This is a genomic window from Catenulispora sp. EB89, assembly GCF_041261445.1.
Classification (GTDB): domain Bacteria; phylum Actinomycetota; class Actinomycetes; order Streptomycetales; family Catenulisporaceae; genus Catenulispora.
This window is the reverse complement of the sequence record NZ_JBGCCU010000022.1, coordinates 101,073-118,186: the sequence shown is the minus strand read 5'-3', so window position 1 is coordinate 118,186 and position 17,114 is coordinate 101,073. Positions and strand designations below refer to the sequence as shown.

20 protein-coding genes are annotated in these 17,114 nt (G+C 72.0%); 8 read left to right on the top strand and 12 right to left on the bottom strand.

Going from position 1 to position 17,114, the window contains the following annotated elements; all coding sequences use genetic code 11:
* Positions 1-29: 29 nt before the first annotated feature.
* Entirely contained in the window at positions 30-218 is a 189-nt protein-coding gene (locus tag ABH920_RS36180) for a hypothetical protein (RefSeq protein ID WP_370353768.1), read from the top strand.
* 221 nt (positions 219-439) lie between these two features.
* Complete coding sequence (locus ABH920_RS36175; protein ID WP_370353767.1) at positions 440-1,099, top strand: NAD(P)-dependent oxidoreductase; 660 nt, start codon at positions 440-442, stop codon at positions 1,097-1,099.
* Here the strand turns inward: ABH920_RS36175 and ABH920_RS36170 are convergent.
* From ABH920_RS36170 to ABH920_RS36160, 3 genes are all read right to left on the bottom strand, one after another.
* A complete protein-coding gene (locus ABH920_RS36170) occupies positions 996-2,243 on the bottom strand; it encodes an MFS transporter (RefSeq protein WP_370353766.1) in 1,248 nt (415 codons plus the stop codon). The genes ABH920_RS36175 and ABH920_RS36170 overlap by 104 nt on opposite strands.
* A 218-nt stretch (positions 2,244-2,461) precedes the next feature.
* Positions 2,462-3,058, bottom strand: coding sequence for an ArsR/SmtB family transcription factor (locus tag ABH920_RS36165; protein ID WP_370353765.1), 597 nt, complete (start codon positions 3,056-3,058; stop codon positions 2,462-2,464).
* Positions 3,059-3,145: 87 nt separating this feature from the next.
* A complete protein-coding gene (locus tag ABH920_RS36160) occupies positions 3,146-3,988 on the bottom strand; it encodes an SAM-dependent methyltransferase (protein ID WP_370353764.1) in 843 nt (280 codons plus the stop codon).
* A gap of 191 nt (positions 3,989-4,179) precedes the next feature.
* On the opposite strand from ABH920_RS36160, the gene xylB reads away from it, so the two are divergent.
* Positions 4,180-5,652, top strand: coding sequence for a xylulokinase (xylB, locus tag ABH920_RS36155; RefSeq protein WP_370353763.1), 1,473 nt, complete (start codon positions 4,180-4,182; stop codon positions 5,650-5,652).
* Here the strand turns inward: xylB and ABH920_RS36150 are convergent.
* On the bottom strand, positions 5,649-6,059 hold the full coding sequence (locus tag ABH920_RS36150) for a nuclear transport factor 2 family protein (protein WP_370353762.1): 411 nt from the start codon (positions 6,057-6,059) through the stop codon (positions 5,649-5,651). The two genes, xylB and ABH920_RS36150, sit on opposite strands and share 4 nt — an antisense overlap.
* A 90-nt stretch (positions 6,060-6,149) precedes the next feature.
* Between ABH920_RS36150 and ABH920_RS36145 the strand changes: the two genes are divergently transcribed.
* Positions 6,150-6,752 carry a TetR family transcriptional regulator gene (locus ABH920_RS36145; protein ID WP_370353761.1) on the top strand — a complete coding sequence of 201 codons (603 nt, stop codon included), beginning with the start codon at positions 6,150-6,152 and terminating at the stop codon, positions 6,750-6,752.
* An 11-nt stretch (positions 6,753-6,763) separates the two neighbouring features.
* Here ABH920_RS36145 and ABH920_RS36140 read toward each other — a convergent pair whose 3' ends face one another.
* Positions 6,764-8,116, bottom strand: a complete 1,353-nt coding sequence (locus ABH920_RS36140; RefSeq protein WP_370353760.1) for an MFS transporter — start codon at positions 8,114-8,116, stop codon at positions 6,764-6,766.
* Complete coding sequence (locus tag ABH920_RS36135; RefSeq protein ID WP_370353759.1) at positions 8,113-8,811, bottom strand: ArsR/SmtB family transcription factor; 699 nt, start codon at positions 8,809-8,811, stop codon at positions 8,113-8,115. Before ABH920_RS36135 ends, ABH920_RS36140 begins: the two co-directional genes overlap by 4 nt.
* A gap of 102 nt (positions 8,812-8,913) precedes the next feature.
* On the opposite strand from ABH920_RS36135, the gene ABH920_RS36130 reads away from it, so the two are divergent.
* Positions 8,914-9,879: an NAD-dependent epimerase/dehydratase family protein gene (locus ABH920_RS36130; RefSeq protein ID WP_370353758.1), complete on the top strand. Its 966-nt coding sequence runs from the start codon at positions 8,914-8,916 to the stop codon at positions 9,877-9,879.
* A gap of 27 nt (positions 9,880-9,906) precedes the next feature.
* Here the strand turns inward: ABH920_RS36130 and ABH920_RS36125 are convergent, their stop codons facing one another.
* Positions 9,907-10,395, bottom strand: coding sequence for a GNAT family N-acetyltransferase (locus ABH920_RS36125; protein WP_370353757.1), 489 nt, complete (start codon positions 10,393-10,395; stop codon positions 9,907-9,909).
* A gap of 183 nt (positions 10,396-10,578) precedes the next feature.
* On the opposite strand from ABH920_RS36125, the gene ABH920_RS36120 reads away from it, so the two are divergent.
* Positions 10,579-10,704 (top strand): hypothetical protein, encoded by a 126-nt coding sequence (locus ABH920_RS36120; protein WP_370353756.1) that lies wholly within the window; start codon positions 10,579-10,581, stop codon positions 10,702-10,704.
* Between the two features lie 160 nt (positions 10,705-10,864).
* Here ABH920_RS36120 and ABH920_RS36115 read toward each other — a convergent pair whose 3' ends face one another.
* From ABH920_RS36115 to ABH920_RS36095, 5 genes are all read right to left on the bottom strand, one after another.
* On the bottom strand, positions 10,865-11,485 hold the full coding sequence (locus ABH920_RS36115; RefSeq protein ID WP_370353755.1) for a hypothetical protein: 621 nt from the start codon (positions 11,483-11,485) through the stop codon (positions 10,865-10,867).
* A 202-nt stretch (positions 11,486-11,687) separates the two neighbouring features.
* Positions 11,688-12,482, bottom strand: coding sequence for a putative protein N(5)-glutamine methyltransferase (locus ABH920_RS36110; protein WP_370353838.1), 795 nt, complete (start codon positions 12,480-12,482; stop codon positions 11,688-11,690).
* Between the two features lie 10 nt (positions 12,483-12,492).
* A complete protein-coding gene (locus ABH920_RS36105; RefSeq protein ID WP_370353754.1) occupies positions 12,493-13,515 on the bottom strand; it encodes a tyrosine-type recombinase/integrase in 1,023 nt (340 codons plus the stop codon).
* A gap of 8 nt (positions 13,516-13,523) precedes the next feature.
* The gene (locus tag ABH920_RS36100) at positions 13,524-13,934 is read right to left on the bottom strand and encodes a DUF1992 domain-containing protein (RefSeq protein ID WP_370353753.1); all 411 of its coding nucleotides are present in this window, start codon (positions 13,932-13,934) and stop codon (positions 13,524-13,526) included.
* A 28-nt stretch (positions 13,935-13,962) separates the two neighbouring features.
* Positions 13,963-14,463: a MarR family winged helix-turn-helix transcriptional regulator gene (locus tag ABH920_RS36095; RefSeq protein ID WP_370353752.1), complete on the bottom strand. Its 501-nt coding sequence runs from the start codon at positions 14,461-14,463 to the stop codon at positions 13,963-13,965.
* Between the two features lie 97 nt (positions 14,464-14,560).
* Here ABH920_RS36095 and ABH920_RS36090 point away from each other — a divergent pair, with 97 nt between their 5' ends.
* Together ABH920_RS36090 and ABH920_RS36085 are read left to right on the top strand one after the other, a co-directional pair.
* Positions 14,561-15,481 (top strand): EamA family transporter, encoded by a 921-nt coding sequence (locus tag ABH920_RS36090; RefSeq protein WP_370353751.1) that lies wholly within the window; start codon positions 14,561-14,563, stop codon positions 15,479-15,481.
* A gap of 118 nt (positions 15,482-15,599) precedes the next feature.
* Positions 15,600-16,811 (top strand): trans-acting enoyl reductase family protein, encoded by a 1,212-nt coding sequence (locus tag ABH920_RS36085; RefSeq protein ID WP_370353750.1) that lies wholly within the window; start codon positions 15,600-15,602, stop codon positions 16,809-16,811.
* Positions 16,812-17,114: the final 303 nt, after the last annotated feature.

Sequence of the window (17,114 nt, the reverse complement as noted above, 5' to 3'; positions counted from 1 at the left end):
CCTGCGCCCCTTCCCTGAATGGAACAGTCGTGAAGGCAGTAGTCATCAAGGAATTCGCCGACCACGACCCGTACGACATCGTCCTCGACGTCATCGGCGGGAAGCACCGGGACGGCCTGGAAGCCCCGCTCAACCACGCCGAACTGGTCTTCAAACGGCTGCCCGTCTCGAGCACCACTCTGCTGAGGTTGCGACTCGCGGGGGCGTCAGAAAATTAGGTCCCGGGGGCCGGCGTCAGGGCTGCCAGCCAAATTGAAGCCCTCCCGGGTTCGCGCCACGGTCGTCCGGGTCGTACATCCGGGCGGGATGGGGCTTGGTCTGGTCGATCTCCGGGGGGAGCCAGTCCGGCAGCAATCGCGGTGGCACCGCGAGCAGCGCCGATGTCCAATTGAGAAGGCACGGGACATGCCATGGAACGGACGTTCGATAGGGAGTTGCTGTGGACATCGTGGTGTTCGGCGCGACCGGCATGATGGGCTCGCGGATCGCCGCGGAGGCGGCGTCCCGGGGACACAACGTCACCGCGGTCTCGCGGTCGGGCCGGGCGCCGGAGGGCGTCGACGGCCAGGTGACCGCGGCGGTCGGCGACGCGAGCGACCCGAGCCAGGTCGCGGACCTGGTCAGGGGCGCCGACGTGGTGGCCTCGGCCCTGGTGCCGCCGCGCGACGGCACGGACCCGCGCGCTCCCCTGGTCCAGCTCTACGCCGACTTCCTGTCCGGCGTCCGGGCCGGCGGCGCACCCCGCACGGTGATCGTCGGCGGCGCCGGCTCCCTGCTGGTGGCCCCGGACACCCGCCTGTGCGACCTGCCCGACTTCCCCGCGATGTACAAGCCCGAGGCGCTGGCGCACGCCGCCGTTCTGGACTCGCTGCGCGCCGACCCGACGCTGCCGACCTGGACCTACATCTCTCCCGCCCCGGAAGTCGGCCCCGGCGAGCGCACCGGCGCCTTCCGCCTCGGCATCGGCGACGAGCTCCTGCCGGACGCGAGCAGCATCAGCGCCGAGGACTACGCGGTGGCGTTCGTGGACGAGCTGGAGTCGGGAGCGCATCCGCGGGAGCGGTTGTCGGTCGCCCAGACGGCGCAGACCGGGAACTGATCGCGGCGGCCACCACGCACACCACGGCGCACAAGGCGAAGAACGCCCCGCTCCCCCACGCCGCGGACACCACGCCGACCAGGGGGAACAGCAGAGGGCTGAGACCCAGCGTGCACAGCGTCGTCACCGACGTGACCCGGCCGAGGAACTGCGGGGCCGTCGCCGTCTGCAACCGCGCGTTGGCGACGACCGTCGTCACACCGGTGGTCGCGCCGAGGACGGCGGACACCGCGACCGCGCCGACGCGTCCGAACGCGCCCCAGACGAGCAGCAGCACCGCTGTGAGTACCAGCGAGCCGGCGACCGTCAGGCGCGGCCGGTCGATCCGCTCGGCGAGCGCCGCCACGACCCCCGCGACCGCCGCGCCGCCGACGCTGAACGCCCCGAGGATCCAGCCCGCCGTCGCACCGCTCCAGTGCCGCTCGGCGACCAGCATGACCACGGCGGCGGCGATCGGGCCGCTGAAGCACAGCTCGCTCAGCCCGATGACGATCACCAGGCGGCGCAGTTCGGCGTGCTGCCGGACGTAGCGCAGCCCTTCGCCGAACTGGCTCCGCAGGCTCTGTCCCGGCCCGGCTACGACGGCAGCGCGGCGCGAAATGCGCAGCGTCATGAGCATCACCAGCGACGCGCCGAACAGCGCGCCGGCCACCAGGAACGCCCCGGGAGCCCCGCCGAGGCCGAGCGCGAGACCGGCCAGCACCGGCCCGGCCAGGTTCGCGGCCCGCACCGCCAGGACCCGCGTCCCTTGCACCCGCGCCAGCTGGTCCGGCGCGACCAACACCGGCGGAAGCGCTCCGACGGCGGGCATGAACAGCGCGTCGACGACGCCGAACCCGACCGCGAGCGCCACGAGCACCGCCAGCCGAACGTGCCCGACGACCGCCGGCGCCGCCGCCGAGACCAGCACGCAGCGCACGAGATCGCTGCCGATCAGCACCCGCCACGGCCCGAACCGGTCGGCGACCACACCGCCGCCGAGCATCAGCACCGCCCGGGGCACCGCACCGATGGCCAGCACGGTCCCGGCCGCCGCGGGCCCGAGCGACCGCGAGGCGGCCCAGGACAAGGTGACGAAGTAGACGGAGTCGCCGCCGACCGAGCAGGTGTAGGCCACGATCCAGCGCAGGACAGCGCCGCTCATCGCGTGTCCACGCGAGTGCAGGCCTTGGCCCAGCGCAGGACAGCGCCGCTCATCGCGTGTCCGCGCGAGTGCAGGCCTTGACCCAACGCAGGACGCCGCCGCTCATCACGTGTCCACGCGAGTGCAGGCCTTGGCCCAGCGCAGGACGCCGCCGCTCATCGTGCGGCCAGGCGAGGCTGCGGCCGGTGGCCGAGCGCAGGACGCCGCGCGGTTCGCGGTCATCGTTCCGGCGGTGGCAGCGCGTGAATGTGGATCGACACCGGCCGCGAGTCAGGCAGCTCGGGCAGGTCGCGATAGCGGTCGATCGTCGCCACGAGTTCCCTCTTGAGCTCGGTGAGCTGGGTCGGCGCCAGCCGCAGGGAGCGCTCGCTGGTCATCGTGACGTTCAGCCAGTCCTCGCCGAGATGCGGAACCTCGGCCGCGTAACGCCGAAGCGCGTCACCGTAAGCAAGGAGCGTCGAGTGCAGATAGGTGCGGCTATCCTCCTGACCGTCACCGCTCGGGTGCGTGGCAGGATCGTGATACAGCGCCGGCCGCGCGACCCGCCACCACCGGTCGCGCCGCGTGCCGCGCTCGACGTCCTCCTCGATCAACCCGCCCGCCGCGAGCTTGCGCAGGTGGTAGCTGACCGCGCCGGAGTCGAGGGCGAAGTGCCCGGCGAGGCTGCGGCCGGTGGCCGGGCCGTGGTCGCGCAGGTAGTGCAGGAAGCTCAGGCGCATCGGGTGCGCCAGGACGCGCAGCGCCGTGGTGTCGAGCACGATGTCGCGCTCGGGATGCGGCGCCAAGGGATCAGGATCCGGCTGTTCGGCTGGCATGCACCGCACGATAAAAGGCGAACGCCTCTTTGCGAACCCCCGTTCGCGAAGAAGTGTTCGCCTTTCGGTCGACGCCCCTGTTCGCCCCTACCGCTTGATCCCGACCGCCGCGTGTCCGTAGTCCAGCGACCGCTCCTCATCAGTGAGCTCCTGGTCCGGCCGCCAGCCGGGGATGATCACCACGCCGGGGTCCAGCAGCTCGGTGCCGGTGAAGAATCCGGCGATCTCCTCGCGGTCGCGCAGGACCAGCTGGGAGGTGGCGTTGTTCCAGCCCTTGCGGGCGGCGCCGAACTTGCCGGGCACGTGGCCCTCGGAGGCGTGCGAGACGGCGAGGGCGCTGCCGGGGGCCAGGACGTCGACGAACTGCGCCGCGATGCCGTGGGCGTCCTCGGCGTCGGAGACGAAGTGCAGGACGGCGACCATCAGGACCGCGACCGGCTTGTCGAAGTCCAGGACCGCGTGCACGGTGCCGTTGTCCAGGATGGTCTTCGGCTCGCGGACGTCGGCCTGCACGATCGCGGTCAGCTCCGGGTCGGCGCCGGCCAGCAGCGCCCGGGAGTGCGCGGAGACGATCGGGTCGTAGTCGACGTAGACCACGCGGGCGTCGGGGTGGATGCTCCGGGCGATCTCGCCGGTGTTGCCGGGGCCGGGGATGCCGGTGCCGATGTCCAGGAACTGCGTGATGCCGGCCTCGGCGAGGTGCCGGACCGCGCGGCCCAGGAAGGCGCGGTTGACCCGGGCCATGCCGCGCAGCTCGGGCATCAGCTTCAGCGCGACCTCGGCGGCCTCGCGGTCGACGTCGAAGTTGTCCTTGCCGCCGAGCAGGTAGTCGTAGATGCGCGCGGGATGGGCCTTGCTGCGGTCTATGTCCGGAGGTGTCCAGTCCGGCAGCCGCGCGGCGCCGTCCTCGCTGATCGACTCGTCGGTCACTTTCGACCCTCCCGGTGGCGGCCTCGCGCGGTGGGCGTCCCGCGTGTGGATCAGCGTAGCCGATGATCATCGAGGACTGATACCTGGTCGGCGGCGGTGGCCGCGGCGCCGGGGGCCCCGCCGGACACCGCGCGGCGATGCTAAGTTCACGTGTCGAATGATTCGCAACGTCGCGCCGGGAGTGCCTGTCAATGACCCGTAATGCCCTGGTCGCGGGCGTCGATTCCGCGACGCGGTGGTGCCAGGTGGTGATCCGCGAGGCCGGCACCGGCGCCGTGGTCCGCCGGGGCTCGGCGGCGCACCCGGACGGCACCGAGGTCCACCCCTCGGCCTGGTGGGAGGCCCTCGGGCAGGCCGTGGCCGAGGCCGGCGGGCTGGAGGACGTCGCCGCGGTCTCGATCGCCGGGCAGCAGCACGGCATGGTGTGCCTGGACGACGAGGGCGCGGTGGTGCGCCCGGGGCTGCTGTGGAACGACACCCGGTCCGCGCGCGCCGCCGCCGACCTGGTCGCCGAACTCGGCGCGGCGGCGTGGGCGGACGCCGTCGGCACCGTCCCGGTCGCCTCGCTGACCGTCGCCAAGCTGCGCTGGCTCGCCGAGCACGAGCCGGCGCGCGCCAAGTCCACCGCGGCGGTCTGCCTGCCGCACGACTGGCTGACCTGGAAGCTGACCGACGGCCGCGACATCAGGACCCTGACCACCGACCGCAGCGACGCCTCCGGCACCGGCTACTACTCCGCGGCCGCCGGCGCCTACCGCCCGGACCTGCTGGAACTGGCCTTCGGTCGGCAGCCGCTGGTGCCCGCCGTCCTCGGCCCGTCCGAGCCTGCGCGGATCCTGCAGCCCTCGGCCGGCTTCGCCCCGGCGGACTCCCCGCGCATCCGGCTCGGCGCGGCCGGACTGAACCCGCTGCTGGTCGCCGCCGGGGCCGGCGACAACGCGGCCGCGGCGCTGGGCCTGGGCGCGCGGCCGGGCGACGTGGTGGTGTCGATAGGCACCTCCGGCACGGTGTTCGCGTGCTGCGACGCCCCGACGGCCGACCCGACCGGCGCGGTCGCGGGCTTCGCCGACGCCACCGGCCGATATCTGCCGCTGGTCTGCACGCTCAACGCCGCGCGGGTCCTGGACGCGGCCGCCGCGCTGCTCGGCGTGAGCCTCGGGGAACTGTCGCGGCTGGCGTTGTCGGCCCCGGCCGGAGCCGACGGCCTGACGCTGATCCCGTACCTGGAAGGCGAGCGGACGCCGAACCGTCCGGACGCCACCGGCACCCTGCACGGCCTGCGCCTGACCAACTCCACCCCCGCTCACCTGGCCCGCGCCTACATCGAGGGCGTGCTGTGCGGTTTGGCCGACGGTCTGGACGCGCTGACGGCGGTCGGCGTCCCGGTGGAGCGCATCCTGCTGGTCGGAGGCGCGTCACGGTCGGAGGCGGTGCGGGCGATAGCGCCGGCGATTCTGGGCCGGCCGGTGCTGGTGCCGCGCGCCACCGACTACGTCGCGGACGGTGCCGCCATGCAGGCGGCTTGGGCGTTGAGCGGCAGCGGCATGCTCAGCACGAGCGGCGCGGACGAGCCGCCGGCGTGGGGCCCCTGCGAGGCGGAGCGGTCCGAGGCCGAGCCGGTGCCGTGGCTGCGGGAGCGGTACCACGAATACCGGGACGCTTAGCGGCCGGCCTGTGCCAGGACGCGGGGGTCGCCGTACGCGCGGAACAGCGTGATGAGGCCGTCGCGAAGGTGGAGGATCTGGACCGACGTCACGCTGAACGGCTTGCCGGTCGTGGTGACGGTCCCGATCGTGCGCATCTCGACGACGAGCACCTCAGAGTCCTGTGTCTGGTGGAGTGCGGTCACGTCGAACTCTTCGATGCGCACCGGCGAGTTCATCATGCGCTGCGCGTAATCGCGGATGGCCTCCTGGCCCTCGATGCGCAGCGGAGCGTCCGGCGTCCCCTCGAAGGGCATGTCGATCACGGCGTCGGGGGCGAACAGGGCGGCGAAGCCTTCGGCGTCGCCGTCGAGGATCACCTGGCGGCGACGGTCCAGGAGCTCGGCAGGTGTGCGGGATGTGGACATGGAACTCTCCTCAAGCAGTTCGTTCAACGCTTGTTCAATGAAACCCTACGACCGGACCGCGCCTTCGGTCAACGCTCGTAGAATGAAGCGATGACCGCCGCTCCCCCGCCGCCCGGCTCCCGCGCGCAACAGCGCAGCCGCACTGAAGCCCGCATCCTCGACGCCGCGACCAGGTCGTTCTTCGACGTCGGATACGAGCGCACCACGATCCGGGCCGTGGCGGCCGCGGCGGAGGTGGACGCGGGCCTGGTCATGCACTACTTCGGGTCGAAGCAGGCGCTCTTCCAGCGCGTGGTCGACGCCGCCCCGCTGCCGGAGATCGACGCCGCGCCCGGGCAGGCCGCCGAACACATCCTGGCCGGGCTCGCCGAGCGGCTGGCGAACGAGCCGGTCGCCTCGCTGACCATCCTGCGCTCGATGCTGACCAACCCGGAGGCTGCCGACGCCGTCGGTACCGCCGCGGTCCGTTACCAGGCGCAGATCGCGCAGGCGATCCCCGCCGAGGACGCGGACCTCCGGGCGGCGATCATCAGCGCCGTGGTGCTCGGCATCACGGTCTCCCGGCACCTGTTGAAGACGGACGCGCTGGCGGAGGCCGACCCGGAGCAGGTCGTCGGGCTGCTGCGGCCCGCGATCCGGTCGCTGGCGGACGGTTCCGGGTCCGGCGAGGGCTCGCCCGGCGCGCCTGGCTAGAGCGCGCCTGGCTAAAGCAGGCCTGGCTGAGGCGTGCCTGGCTGAAGATGGTCGAGAGAACGGATCCCCAGGACCGGCGAGGTCAGCAGCCAGAGCGCTGACATCGCCCCGCCGACGGCCGCGACGAGCAGCGTCGGCCGCATCCCGACCGTGCCGGCCAGCACGCCGCCGACGACGGCGCCGAGGGGACGGACGCCGTAGTTGACGGTGGTGTAGGCGCCGGAGACGCGGCTGCGGACGGCGTCGTGGATGACGGCGGTCTGCAGCGAGTTGAGGTTGACGTCGAACAGCATCACCCCGAGGCCGCCCAGGAACTCGGCGAGGCCCAGGACCAGCGCGCACAGCCACACCGAGCCGTGCGCCACGGCGACGAGCGCGATCGGCGCCGGGAACAGCACGGCGCCGACGGCGACGCCGCGTCCGACGCCGATCCGGCGCGCGAGCCTCGGCGCGAGGACCGCGCCCAGCAGCGCGCCGCTCGCCCCGATGCCCAGGGCGACGCCGACGACGCCGCCGGACAGGTGCAGCACGCGGTTCGCGAACAGGACCAGGAGGCTGGTGTTGGCGACGAAGGTGAAGAAGTTGACCGTGGTCGCGCAGGCGAGCGTGGATCTCAGGATGGGCTCGCGGGCTATGTAGAGGATGCCTTCTTTGGCGCGGCGGGCGAGGGAGAGCTCGGCTGACTCCTGCTCTGACTCCTGCGGCTGCTTCGGCTGCGGCTGCGGCTGCGGCTGCGGCTCGGCGATCCGGACGCGGCTGATCGCCAGCGCCGAGAACAGGAACGACACCGAGTCGGCCAGCACGGCGAACGGCGCGGACGTCGCCGCGATCAGCACCCCGCCGGCTGCGGGCCCGACCATGAAGGAGGCGGAGCGGGTGCCGGCGAGCTTGCTGTTCGCGGACACATATCGCGAGCGCGGCACCAGCCGCGCGAAGAAGGACGGATACGAGGTGTTGAACAGCACCGCCGCAGTCCCGCACAGCGCCGCGACGACATAGAGCTGGCCGAGCGTCACGGCATGGAACGCCGCCGCGACCGGCAGGCTCACCAGGACAACGGCACGGGCCAGATCGGCACCGATCATCAGGCGGCGCTTCCGGCGCTGCCGGTCCACCCACGCCCCGAGGAAGACGCCGAGCAGATTCGGCGTCCAGGTCACGGCGGCGAGCGCCGATGCTTCGGCGGCGGAGGCTTTCAGCGTCACGGAGGCGATCAGCGGAAGCGCGAGCTCGGTGACCCGGTCGCCGAGCTGGGAGACGGTGTCGCCGAGCCAGAAGCGACGGAAGCGGGGGTCTTGGGGGTCATGGGGGTCATGGGGCGCGGCGGCGGGCACTTCAGCCTCGGTCGCGGAGCCGGCCGTCATACGCCGCCGCCGATGCCGGTCGACCCCGTATCAGGGTCCGCATTCGCAGTGCGCGACTCCGCCTCGGTATCAGTGCCCTGCCCCTGCCCTTCCGGCAACACGAACCGCACCAACCGCACCCGCCGACTCCCCGCAGGCCGTTCCCCGGCCTCCCGATTCACATACGGCGCGAGCACCGTCTCGATCCCGTCCATGATCGCCGCCAACTCCGCGGCGTCCACATCGACCCCGGTGTCCGAGACCCCCGCGACCCGGCTCCACTCCGCGTCCAGCTCCGGCTCGACCTCGGTCAGCCAGCGGGCCACCTTGCCCTGCGCGTGCGCCATCATCTCCCGCGCCAGCGTGCGCGCCGCGGTGTAGCCCTCGGCGTTGTCGGCGTCGGCGGGCACGTCGAAACGGAACCCGGGCACCGCGGCCTCCCAGCGCCGGGCGCGGCCGTCGGGGTGCGGTTCGCCGTCGCGGACCAGGCCGAAGCTCGCCAGGTGCCGGAGGTGCCAGCTCGCGGCCGAGGGGCTGATGCCGGCGCGCGGGGCCAGTTCCGTGGCGCTGGACGGGCCCTCGCGGCGCAGGATGTCCATGATCGTCAGGCGTGCCGGGTGCGCCAGCGCCCGCATCATCCGCGGATCGGTGACGACCACGTCGCCGAATCGGCCGCGTTCCGCCTGTTCTTCGCGCTCTTCGCGCTCCCCCACCATAATCTGAAAGTATTGCTTCACATCTCCGGACGTCAACCGCCAACCGCCGCCCGGCCGAAAAAACAGATCGCGCTCCGCAGACCCCTCAGTAAGCTCGCCAGAATGCGCATTCTGATGTTGGGCGGTACCGGCTTCGTCGGACGCGCCGTGGTCGAGGACGCCCTCGCCCACGGCCACGAGGTGACCATCTTCAGCCGCGGACGCTCCGGCGCCGCCTTGTTCCCGCAGGTCCCGCGCCTGGTCGGCGACCGGGACACCGACGACTACTCGGCCCTGGCAAGCGGCGACTGGGACGCGGTCGTGGACTCGTCCGGCTACGTCCCCCGCCAGGTCAACAACGCCATGGACGCCCTCGGCGACCGCGTCGGCCGCTACGTGTTCGTCTCTAGCCACGCCGTCTACCCGCGCCAGGGCGTCGCGCCCGGGTCGACCGAGGACACGCCGCGCCGCGAGCCGGTGCGCGACACCGAGGAGCTGTTCGAGGAGACGTACGGCCCGCTGAAGGTGGCGTGCGAGGACGACGTCCAGGCGCGCTTCGGCGAGCACGCGAGCATCGTGCGCCTCGGCAAGGCCGCCGGCCCGCACGATCCGCAGAACGGCCTGACCTACTACGTCCGCCGCGCGACCCGAGGCGGCCGCCTCGCCCTGCCGGGCCACCCGGAGCAGCCGATCCAGCTCATCGACGTGCGCGACTCGGCCCGCCTGATGGTGCGCCTGATCGAGGACGACCGCGGCGGCGCCTACAACGCGATCGGCCCGGCCACCCCGATCACGCTGGCCGACCTGATCCACACCTGTGCGCGGGCCGCCGGGACGGAGGTGGAGATCGTGCCGGTGCCGGAACAGGACGCGCAGGGCTCGTTCTTCCCGCTGATCCGCGACCGGGAGGAGTGGAACGTCATGCAGCGGGACCCGGCGCGCGCCGTGGCGGCCGGGATGCCGCAGACGCCGTTCGAGACCACGGTCGCCGACGTGCTGGCGTGGGACCGCGAGCGCGGGACGCCGGCGCTGACGTTCGGGTTCACCGAGGAGGAAGAGGCGAAGGCACTGGCCGAGGCCGGTCAGTAGTTTCGCTTTCTTCCCGATACAGATCGTTCAGAGTTCGAGCACGTAGCCGAGCAGGCTCCCGTCCCCCTCGATCCCGTCCGGCCGGAAGCCGCACTTCTCCAGCACACGCCGCGAGGCGCCGTTGTGCCCGGCGACGTAGGCGTGGACCGGCCGGACCGTCATCTCCCCCAGGAACAGCGCCAGCGCAGTGGTGGCGACGCCGCGGCCCCAGTGGTCGCGGCCGAACCAGTAGCCGAGCTGGCGCTGCTCCCACTGGGTCCAGGACGTGAGGGAGCCGGCCACCTCCCCGTCGACCACGACCGTGCGCGCCAGGATCGCCGGGTCGGCGAGGATCGCGCGCCACAGCGCGTCGTGATCACGTCGCGCGACCGGCGTCGCGGCCGCCATGCGGGCCGCGAGCGGATCCCGCTGGTACTCGAAGAACAACGGCACGTCCGCCACCCCGACGGGACGCAGCCGGATGTTGGCATACGCGCCATCCAGGGGTAAGCCCCCACTGGCCTGAGCACCACTCACGGCTCGACCTTTCGCCCGGTTTCCCACCCTGGTTCCCCTCAGCGTCGCACGAACTTCACGCCAAATCGATATCCGCAGGTGCGCAACCGATTTTCGCCTTCAATCGATTGGACTCCAGCCCCCACAGTCCTTATAATCGAAGGCATACAGCCGAAGCGATCACAAGGATCCAAGGAGTCAACGATGAACTTCGCCTCGACCTACGAACTGGCCGCCGCCCACGCCCGCCTGGCCGACCTCCACAAGCAGGCCGCCGAGGCCCGCCTCGTGCGCCTCGCCAAGAAGGAGCGCCGTCGCAAGACGGTCTGAGCCCGGACGCCGATGACATCCTGTGGGGCCGCCCGATGCGGGCGGCCCCACAGACGTGTTCGGGAGGTTCGGCGCGCGCGGAAACTTCTCGGCGGCCACGACCGCGGCGGGGTCATGAGGTAGTCAGCAGCAGCGCGACAGAAACCATCAGTGCCCGAAGCTACTGGCTCGCCGCCCCCACCGCCCGAGAAATACCCGCGATCCCCCGCGGCGGCGCGAACAGCAGGTGGTACGGCCGGGCGCCGGGGAAGTCGGCCATCGCGACGTAGTCCGAGGCGGTGCGCGCCGCGGCTGCCAGCAGGCGGTCGCGGGCCTGGTCGGCGGTGAGCGGGGCGATGCCGGTCGCCGTGTAGAGGTCGGCGCGGATCGTGTCGATGTCCGGTTCGGAGGCGCGCAGGTTCTCCTCGGTGGTCTCCAGCGGGAAGCCGTGGCCGGCCTCGTGCCAGAAGCCCAGGGTGATGAAGATGGCCAGTGCCTCGGCGAGGTCTTCGGCGATCAGCGTGCCGCAGCCCTGGCCGTCCGCGTAGAGCACCGGCCGGCGCGCTTCCTTCGGGTCGCCGACCAGGTAGTACGTGCCGCCGGTGCCGTCGGCGGCGATCGGGAGCAGGGGCAGGCCGGCCGGGATCACGAGGCGTTCGGCCTGGTAGCGGCGGGTGACGTCGAAGTCGGCGACCAGGTCCAGGGTGCGTGCGACCTCCGGCCGCGCGTCGAGCAGCCGCAGAAGGCGCTCGCCCGGGTCGGCATCCAAGTCCAGGTCCGGGTCCGTGTCCGAGATCGGCATCAGTGGACCCTCCTTGGCCTGCGACGACGCTGTCGGCTCGAACGTACCCGAGCCGCACGCGCCGCCGAGGCGGCATTTATGCCCTCGCCGGAAACAGCCCTACCAGGCGATGGCCTTGCCGTCCCGGAAGAACCCGCCGGTCGGACCGCCGTCTGTACGCAGCCGATTGGCACCCGTAACGAGAGCCATCATGGCTTACGCCTCAGCTCCCCGACTCCGGCTGCCGCCCGATAACCACCGTCGCCTCCAACTCCTGATCCTGCGCGATCCACGCCTTCAACCCAGCCTCCCCGAACGCCTCCAGCATCGGCTCAGCCTGCGCCTCACTTGTCTCGATCAGCAGATGCCCACGCGCCGCGAGCCACGCCGGAGCCTCGGCCGCGACCCGCCGGTGCACGGCCAGCCCATCGGCCCCGCCGTCCAGACTCCCCAGCGGCTCGAAGGCCCGCGCCTCAGCCGGCAGCGTGGCGATCGCCCCCGTCGGCACATACGGCGCGTTCACCACCAGCAGATCCACGCTCCCCCGCAACCGCTCGGGCAGCGCCTCGAACAGGTCGCCCTCGTGCACCCGGGACCGCCCCGCGAACGGCCCGAGATTGCGCCGCGCGTACTCCAGCTGCCCCGCGTCGATATCGGCGGCGTGCACCTCGGCACGTGGCAATCGCGTCGCCAGCACCGTCGCGAACGGCGCCGAACCGCAGCACATGTCCACGATCGCACGCGCCTCGCGCCCCAGGTCCAGGGCGAGTTCGACCAGGAACTCGGAGCGCCGCCGCGGCACGAACACGCCCGGCCCGACCGCGATCCGCAGCCCGCAGAACTCGGCCCACCCCACGACGTGCTCCAGCGGCTCGCCGGCGCAGCGCCGAGCCACCAGCGCCGCCAGCCGCGAAGAAGGCTCCACTTCGTCCTTCACGGCCTGCACCAACAGCTCCGCCTCGTCCTCGGCGAACACGCACCCGGCGGCCCGCAGCCGCTCGACGACGTCCTCAGTCATGATCACGATCTCAGTCTCGCGCAAACACCCCGGACAATGCATACGCGGGCGATTTATCAAGATGTTGACGCCCAAGGTCGTACCGCTCGGTCGTGGCCGAGTTCGCATGTCCCATATACACCTGGATGTCGCGCAGGGGAACCCCTGCATCAAGCAGCAGCGTGGTGCAGGCGTGACGCAGCGAGTGCGGACTGATCTTCTTGTCGATCCCCGCCGCCTGCGCGCAGCTCTCGACGATCCACTCCACCTGATACCGCGTCAGCCGCGCACCCTCGGCTCCGACGAACACCGGCCCGGAGCCGGGAGCGACGGCGGAGTCCGCGGCACGCTCGGCCAGCCACGCGTCCAGACATCCGGCAGCCGGCGGCGCGATCGCCTGGTCCTGCTCCTCGCCGCCCTTGCGCCGCAACCGCACGACGCGGTGCCCGCGCTGCGAGGACAGGTCCTCCACATCGATGCCGCACAGCTCCGAGACCCGAAGGCCCTGATACAGCAGGACGGCGACGACAGCCTCGTCCCGCACCCCACGCTTCGCCGCCGCCGCGAGCATCGCCGCCGACTCCTCGCGGTCCGGGCCCAGCGTCTGCGACTTGCGCGAGACCTTGGGCAGGTGGAGCGCCTTGTCCTTGGCCGGCACCGGGCTCTTGGCGGCGTAGCCGGAGTCGACGGCGTAGGCGTAGAAGTTGCGCACGGCGCTGATCTTGCGCGCGAGGGTCGCCGGACGCGCCCGGCCGTCGTCGCCGAGATGCACGGTCCAGGCGTCGACATGCGCGCGGACCGCGTCGAAGGGATCGACGTCGAACAGCGCGCACCACGCGAACCACTGCTTCAGATCGACCGCGTAGGCCGAGGCGGTGGTCGGCTTGTAGGTGAGCAGGAACAACGTCGCGACCTGCTCGGCGTTCGGGCCGGCGCCCTGCGGGCCGGCCGCCGCCAGCGCGCCGGGGACCACGGACACGACGACGGCCGAGCCGGCGGAACCCACGGAATCCGCCGCGCCCGCCGAGCCCATCGGGCCCGCTTCGAAACTCACCGAATCGCTCACTTCGCGTCGCGCGCCTGCCGCCACGCCTCGACGGCCTCATCCGCGTCCACCCGCGGAATCACCACCGACGGCCCCGGCTGCGGCGTCCGCCGCGCGGCGTCGGAGCGCACGTCGTAGTCCGCGATCGCAGCCCGCAACACGGCTTCGGACGCGGCGAGCCGATCCTCGATCAGCCCTTTGCGCAGATCCTGCGCCTCGCGTCGCAAAGCCAGCGGCAGGGGCAGCGCGTGCGCGCCGACGCGTTCCTGCGCGACCTTCTGCGTGATCCACCAGTCTTCGCGGTACGGCTGGCTGTCGCCGGGCAGCGGCTTGCCGACCAAAGGGTTGTCCTCGAAGGCTCCGTCCTTCTCGGCATCGCGCACATGCTTGTCGATGCCGGAGGCGAATCGCTCATGCCAGGTGCTCATACCCCATTATCGCAAAAGGGTTACGGGCTTATCCCAGGGAGGTGTCGCCGAGGCCGGCGGCCAGGGTGCGCAGCAGGTCGGTGAGGGTGTCGCGGTCGTCGCCGGCCAGGACGGCCAGCAGCCGCCGCTCGTTGGCGACGTGCAACGGCATCAGTTCGTCGATGAGTTCCAGCCCTGCGGACGTGAGATGGATCCGGACGCCGCGACGGTCGCCGGGGTCGCGCAGCCGCTCCACCAAACCCTTGGCCTCCATACGGTCCACGCGGTTGGTGATGGCGCCGGAGGTGACCATCGCGGTGCGCAGCAGCGCCCCCGGCGACAGCTCGTACGGGGCGCCGGAGCGGCGCAGGGTCGCCAGGACGTCGAACTCCCAGAACTCCAGGCCGTATTCGGCGAAGAAGTCCTTCAGCTCCTTGTCCAGCAGCCGTGACAGGCGGCTGATGCGCCCGACGATGCCCATCGGCGTGGCGTCGAGCTCGGGCTTCTCCCGCGCCCACATCGCGATGATCGCGTCCACGGCGTCGGCCATCGACGGCTCCTTCTCGAGGGAATGTGCTAGTTTCCCTCAATGTTAACACTCTCAAGATTAAGATTGTTAGTGTGGAAGAACCAGGGGAGAACTCCACATGACCGCCATCGCCACCGCAACCGCCGCGCCGACCGTCGCGCACACGCCGTCGTCCTCGACCGGCACCGCCCGCGACCTGCTGCTGTCCGTCCTCGCGCCGGCCAGCTGGGGCACCACCTACGTGGTCACCTCCGAACTGCTCCCCGACCACCGCCCGATGCTCGCCGCGACGATGCGGGCGCTGCCGGCCGGGCTGATCCTGCTGGCGTTCGTGCGCCGACTGCCGAAGGGCAGCTGGTGGTGGAAGACCGCGGTGCTCGGGACGCTGAACTTCGGGGCCTTCTTCCCCCTGCTGTTCTTCGCCGCCTACCGGCTGCCCGGCGGCGTGGCCTCGACGCTCGGCTCGGTGCAGCCGCTGCTGGTGGCGGGGTTCAGCATCCTGATCCTGCGTCAGCGGCCGCACAACGCGGTCCTGGGCGCGGCGATCGTCGGCACCGGCGGCGTGGCACTGATGACGCTGACCGCCAAGGCCCGGCTGGATCCGCTCGGCGTGGTGGCGATGCTGGTGGCCACCGCGCTGATGGCGCTGGCCGTGGTGCTGGGCCGCAGGTGGGGACGGCCGGAAGGCGCCACGCCGATGGTGCTGGCGACCTGGCAGCTGGTGTTCGGCGGGCTGATCCTGCTGCCGATGACGCTGGTCTCCGAGGGGCTGCCGGACACGCTGACCGCCAAGAACCTCGCCGGGTTCACGTACATCGGCGTCGTGGGCACCGCAGTGGCGTACACGCTGTGGTTCCGCGGCATCGAGCGTCTGGCGCCGACGTCTCTGTCGCTGCTGAGCCTGGCCAACCCGATGGTGGCCACGGTCGCCGGGTTCGTCGTGCTGCACCAGTCGCTGACCGGGCCGCAGGCCGCGGGGTTCGCCGTCGCGCTGGGGGCGCTGGTGACCGGGCAGATGCTGGTCGCGCGGAAGCGATGACGGTTTGCATTCGATCCTCGCCATTTGATCCTCAGCCGCGCGGCTCTGGCTGCGCGGCCGACGGCCCTCTAGGGTGGAGCCACCTAGTTACCGACTGGTAGTAAGAAAGGTGGGCCCGATGCCCGACCCGACCCCGGGTAAGCCCTTCGACCTGGTCCTGTTCGGAGCCACCGGCTTCACCGGATCCCTGGTCGCCGACTATCTCGCCGAGCACGCCCCGGCCGGCACGCGCTGGGCGCTGGCCGGGCGTTCGGCGGCGAAGCTGCAGGCGGTGCGCGACCGGCTGGCCGCGACCCGGCCGGAGCTCAAGGGCCTGCCCCTGCTGATCGCCGACGCCGCGGACCGGGTCTCGCTGCGCGAGCTCGCCGAGCGCACCCGCGTGGTGATCAGCACCGTCGGGCCCTACCTGCACTACGGCGAGCCGCTGGTGGCCGCCTGCGCCGAGGCCGGGTGCGACTACGTCGACCTGACCGGCGAGCCCGAGTTCGTCGACGCCATGTACCTCAAGCACAACGCCCGCGCCGTGGAGACCGGCGCGCGCCTGGTCCACTGCTGCGGCTTCGACAGCATCCCGACCGACCTCGGCGTGCTGTACACGATGCGCGAGCTCGGGCCGCAGACCGGTCCGGTGCGGGTGTCGGGCTTCATCCGGGTCAAGGGCACGTTCTCCGGCGGGACGCTGGCCTCGGCGATGGCGGCGATGTCCCGACCCAAGGCGATGGCGCGCACGGCCAAGGCCCGCCGGTCCGCCGAGCCTGCTCAGCCGGGGCGGCGCTTCGGCGTCCTGGCCGGCCCGCCGCGCCACGACGCGACCGCGCACGCCTGGATCGCACCGCTGCCGGTGATCGACACGCAGATCGCGCTGCGCAGCGCCGCCGCACTTCCGGAGTACGGACCCGACTTCCGCTACGGGCACTTCGCCGCCGTGCGCCGACTGCCGATCGCGCTGGGCGCCCTGTCCCTGGTCGCCGGGCTGGCGCTGGCCGCGCAGGTCAAACCACTGCGACAGGCGGTGGGCAAGGTGGTCAAGCCGGGACAGGGCCCTGACGAGGCACGCCGCGCGGCCAGCTGGTTCACGCTGCGACTGCGCGCCGAGGCCGGGGGCCGGACGCTGGTCACCGAGGTCTCCGGCGGCGACCCGGGCTACGGCGAGACCGCGAAGATGCTCGCCGAGTCGGCGCTGTGCCTGGCCTTCGACGACCTGCCGGCGACCGCAGGGCAGCAGACGACGGCTACTGCGATGGGTGAGGCGCTCATCGAGCGGCTGACGCGGGCCGGGATCACGTTCCGGACGTTGGGGGCGGCGCCGACTGGGGCGCCGGGGCGGTGATGTCATCTCATATGGCTGGAGATGAAGCACCCCTTATATGTATGTATACGGCACGCTGCTGACAACTGGCGCCTTGGCGACTGCGGTCCCGGCCGGCGAACGGTCGACCGGGGAAGCCTCGCCGCGACCGGCAGGCGATCGGCCGACCGGGGCACCTTCGCCCCGACCGGCCCTCGCGGCCCAGCGCTCCCGCGCCGACGCCGAGCGCCAGCTCGCCTCGGCGCTTCAGCAGGCGGTCGTGCCGAGCGCCGCGCGCAATGGCGCCAATGCCCCGACGCGCCTGGCCGCCGCCGACGACGCCGA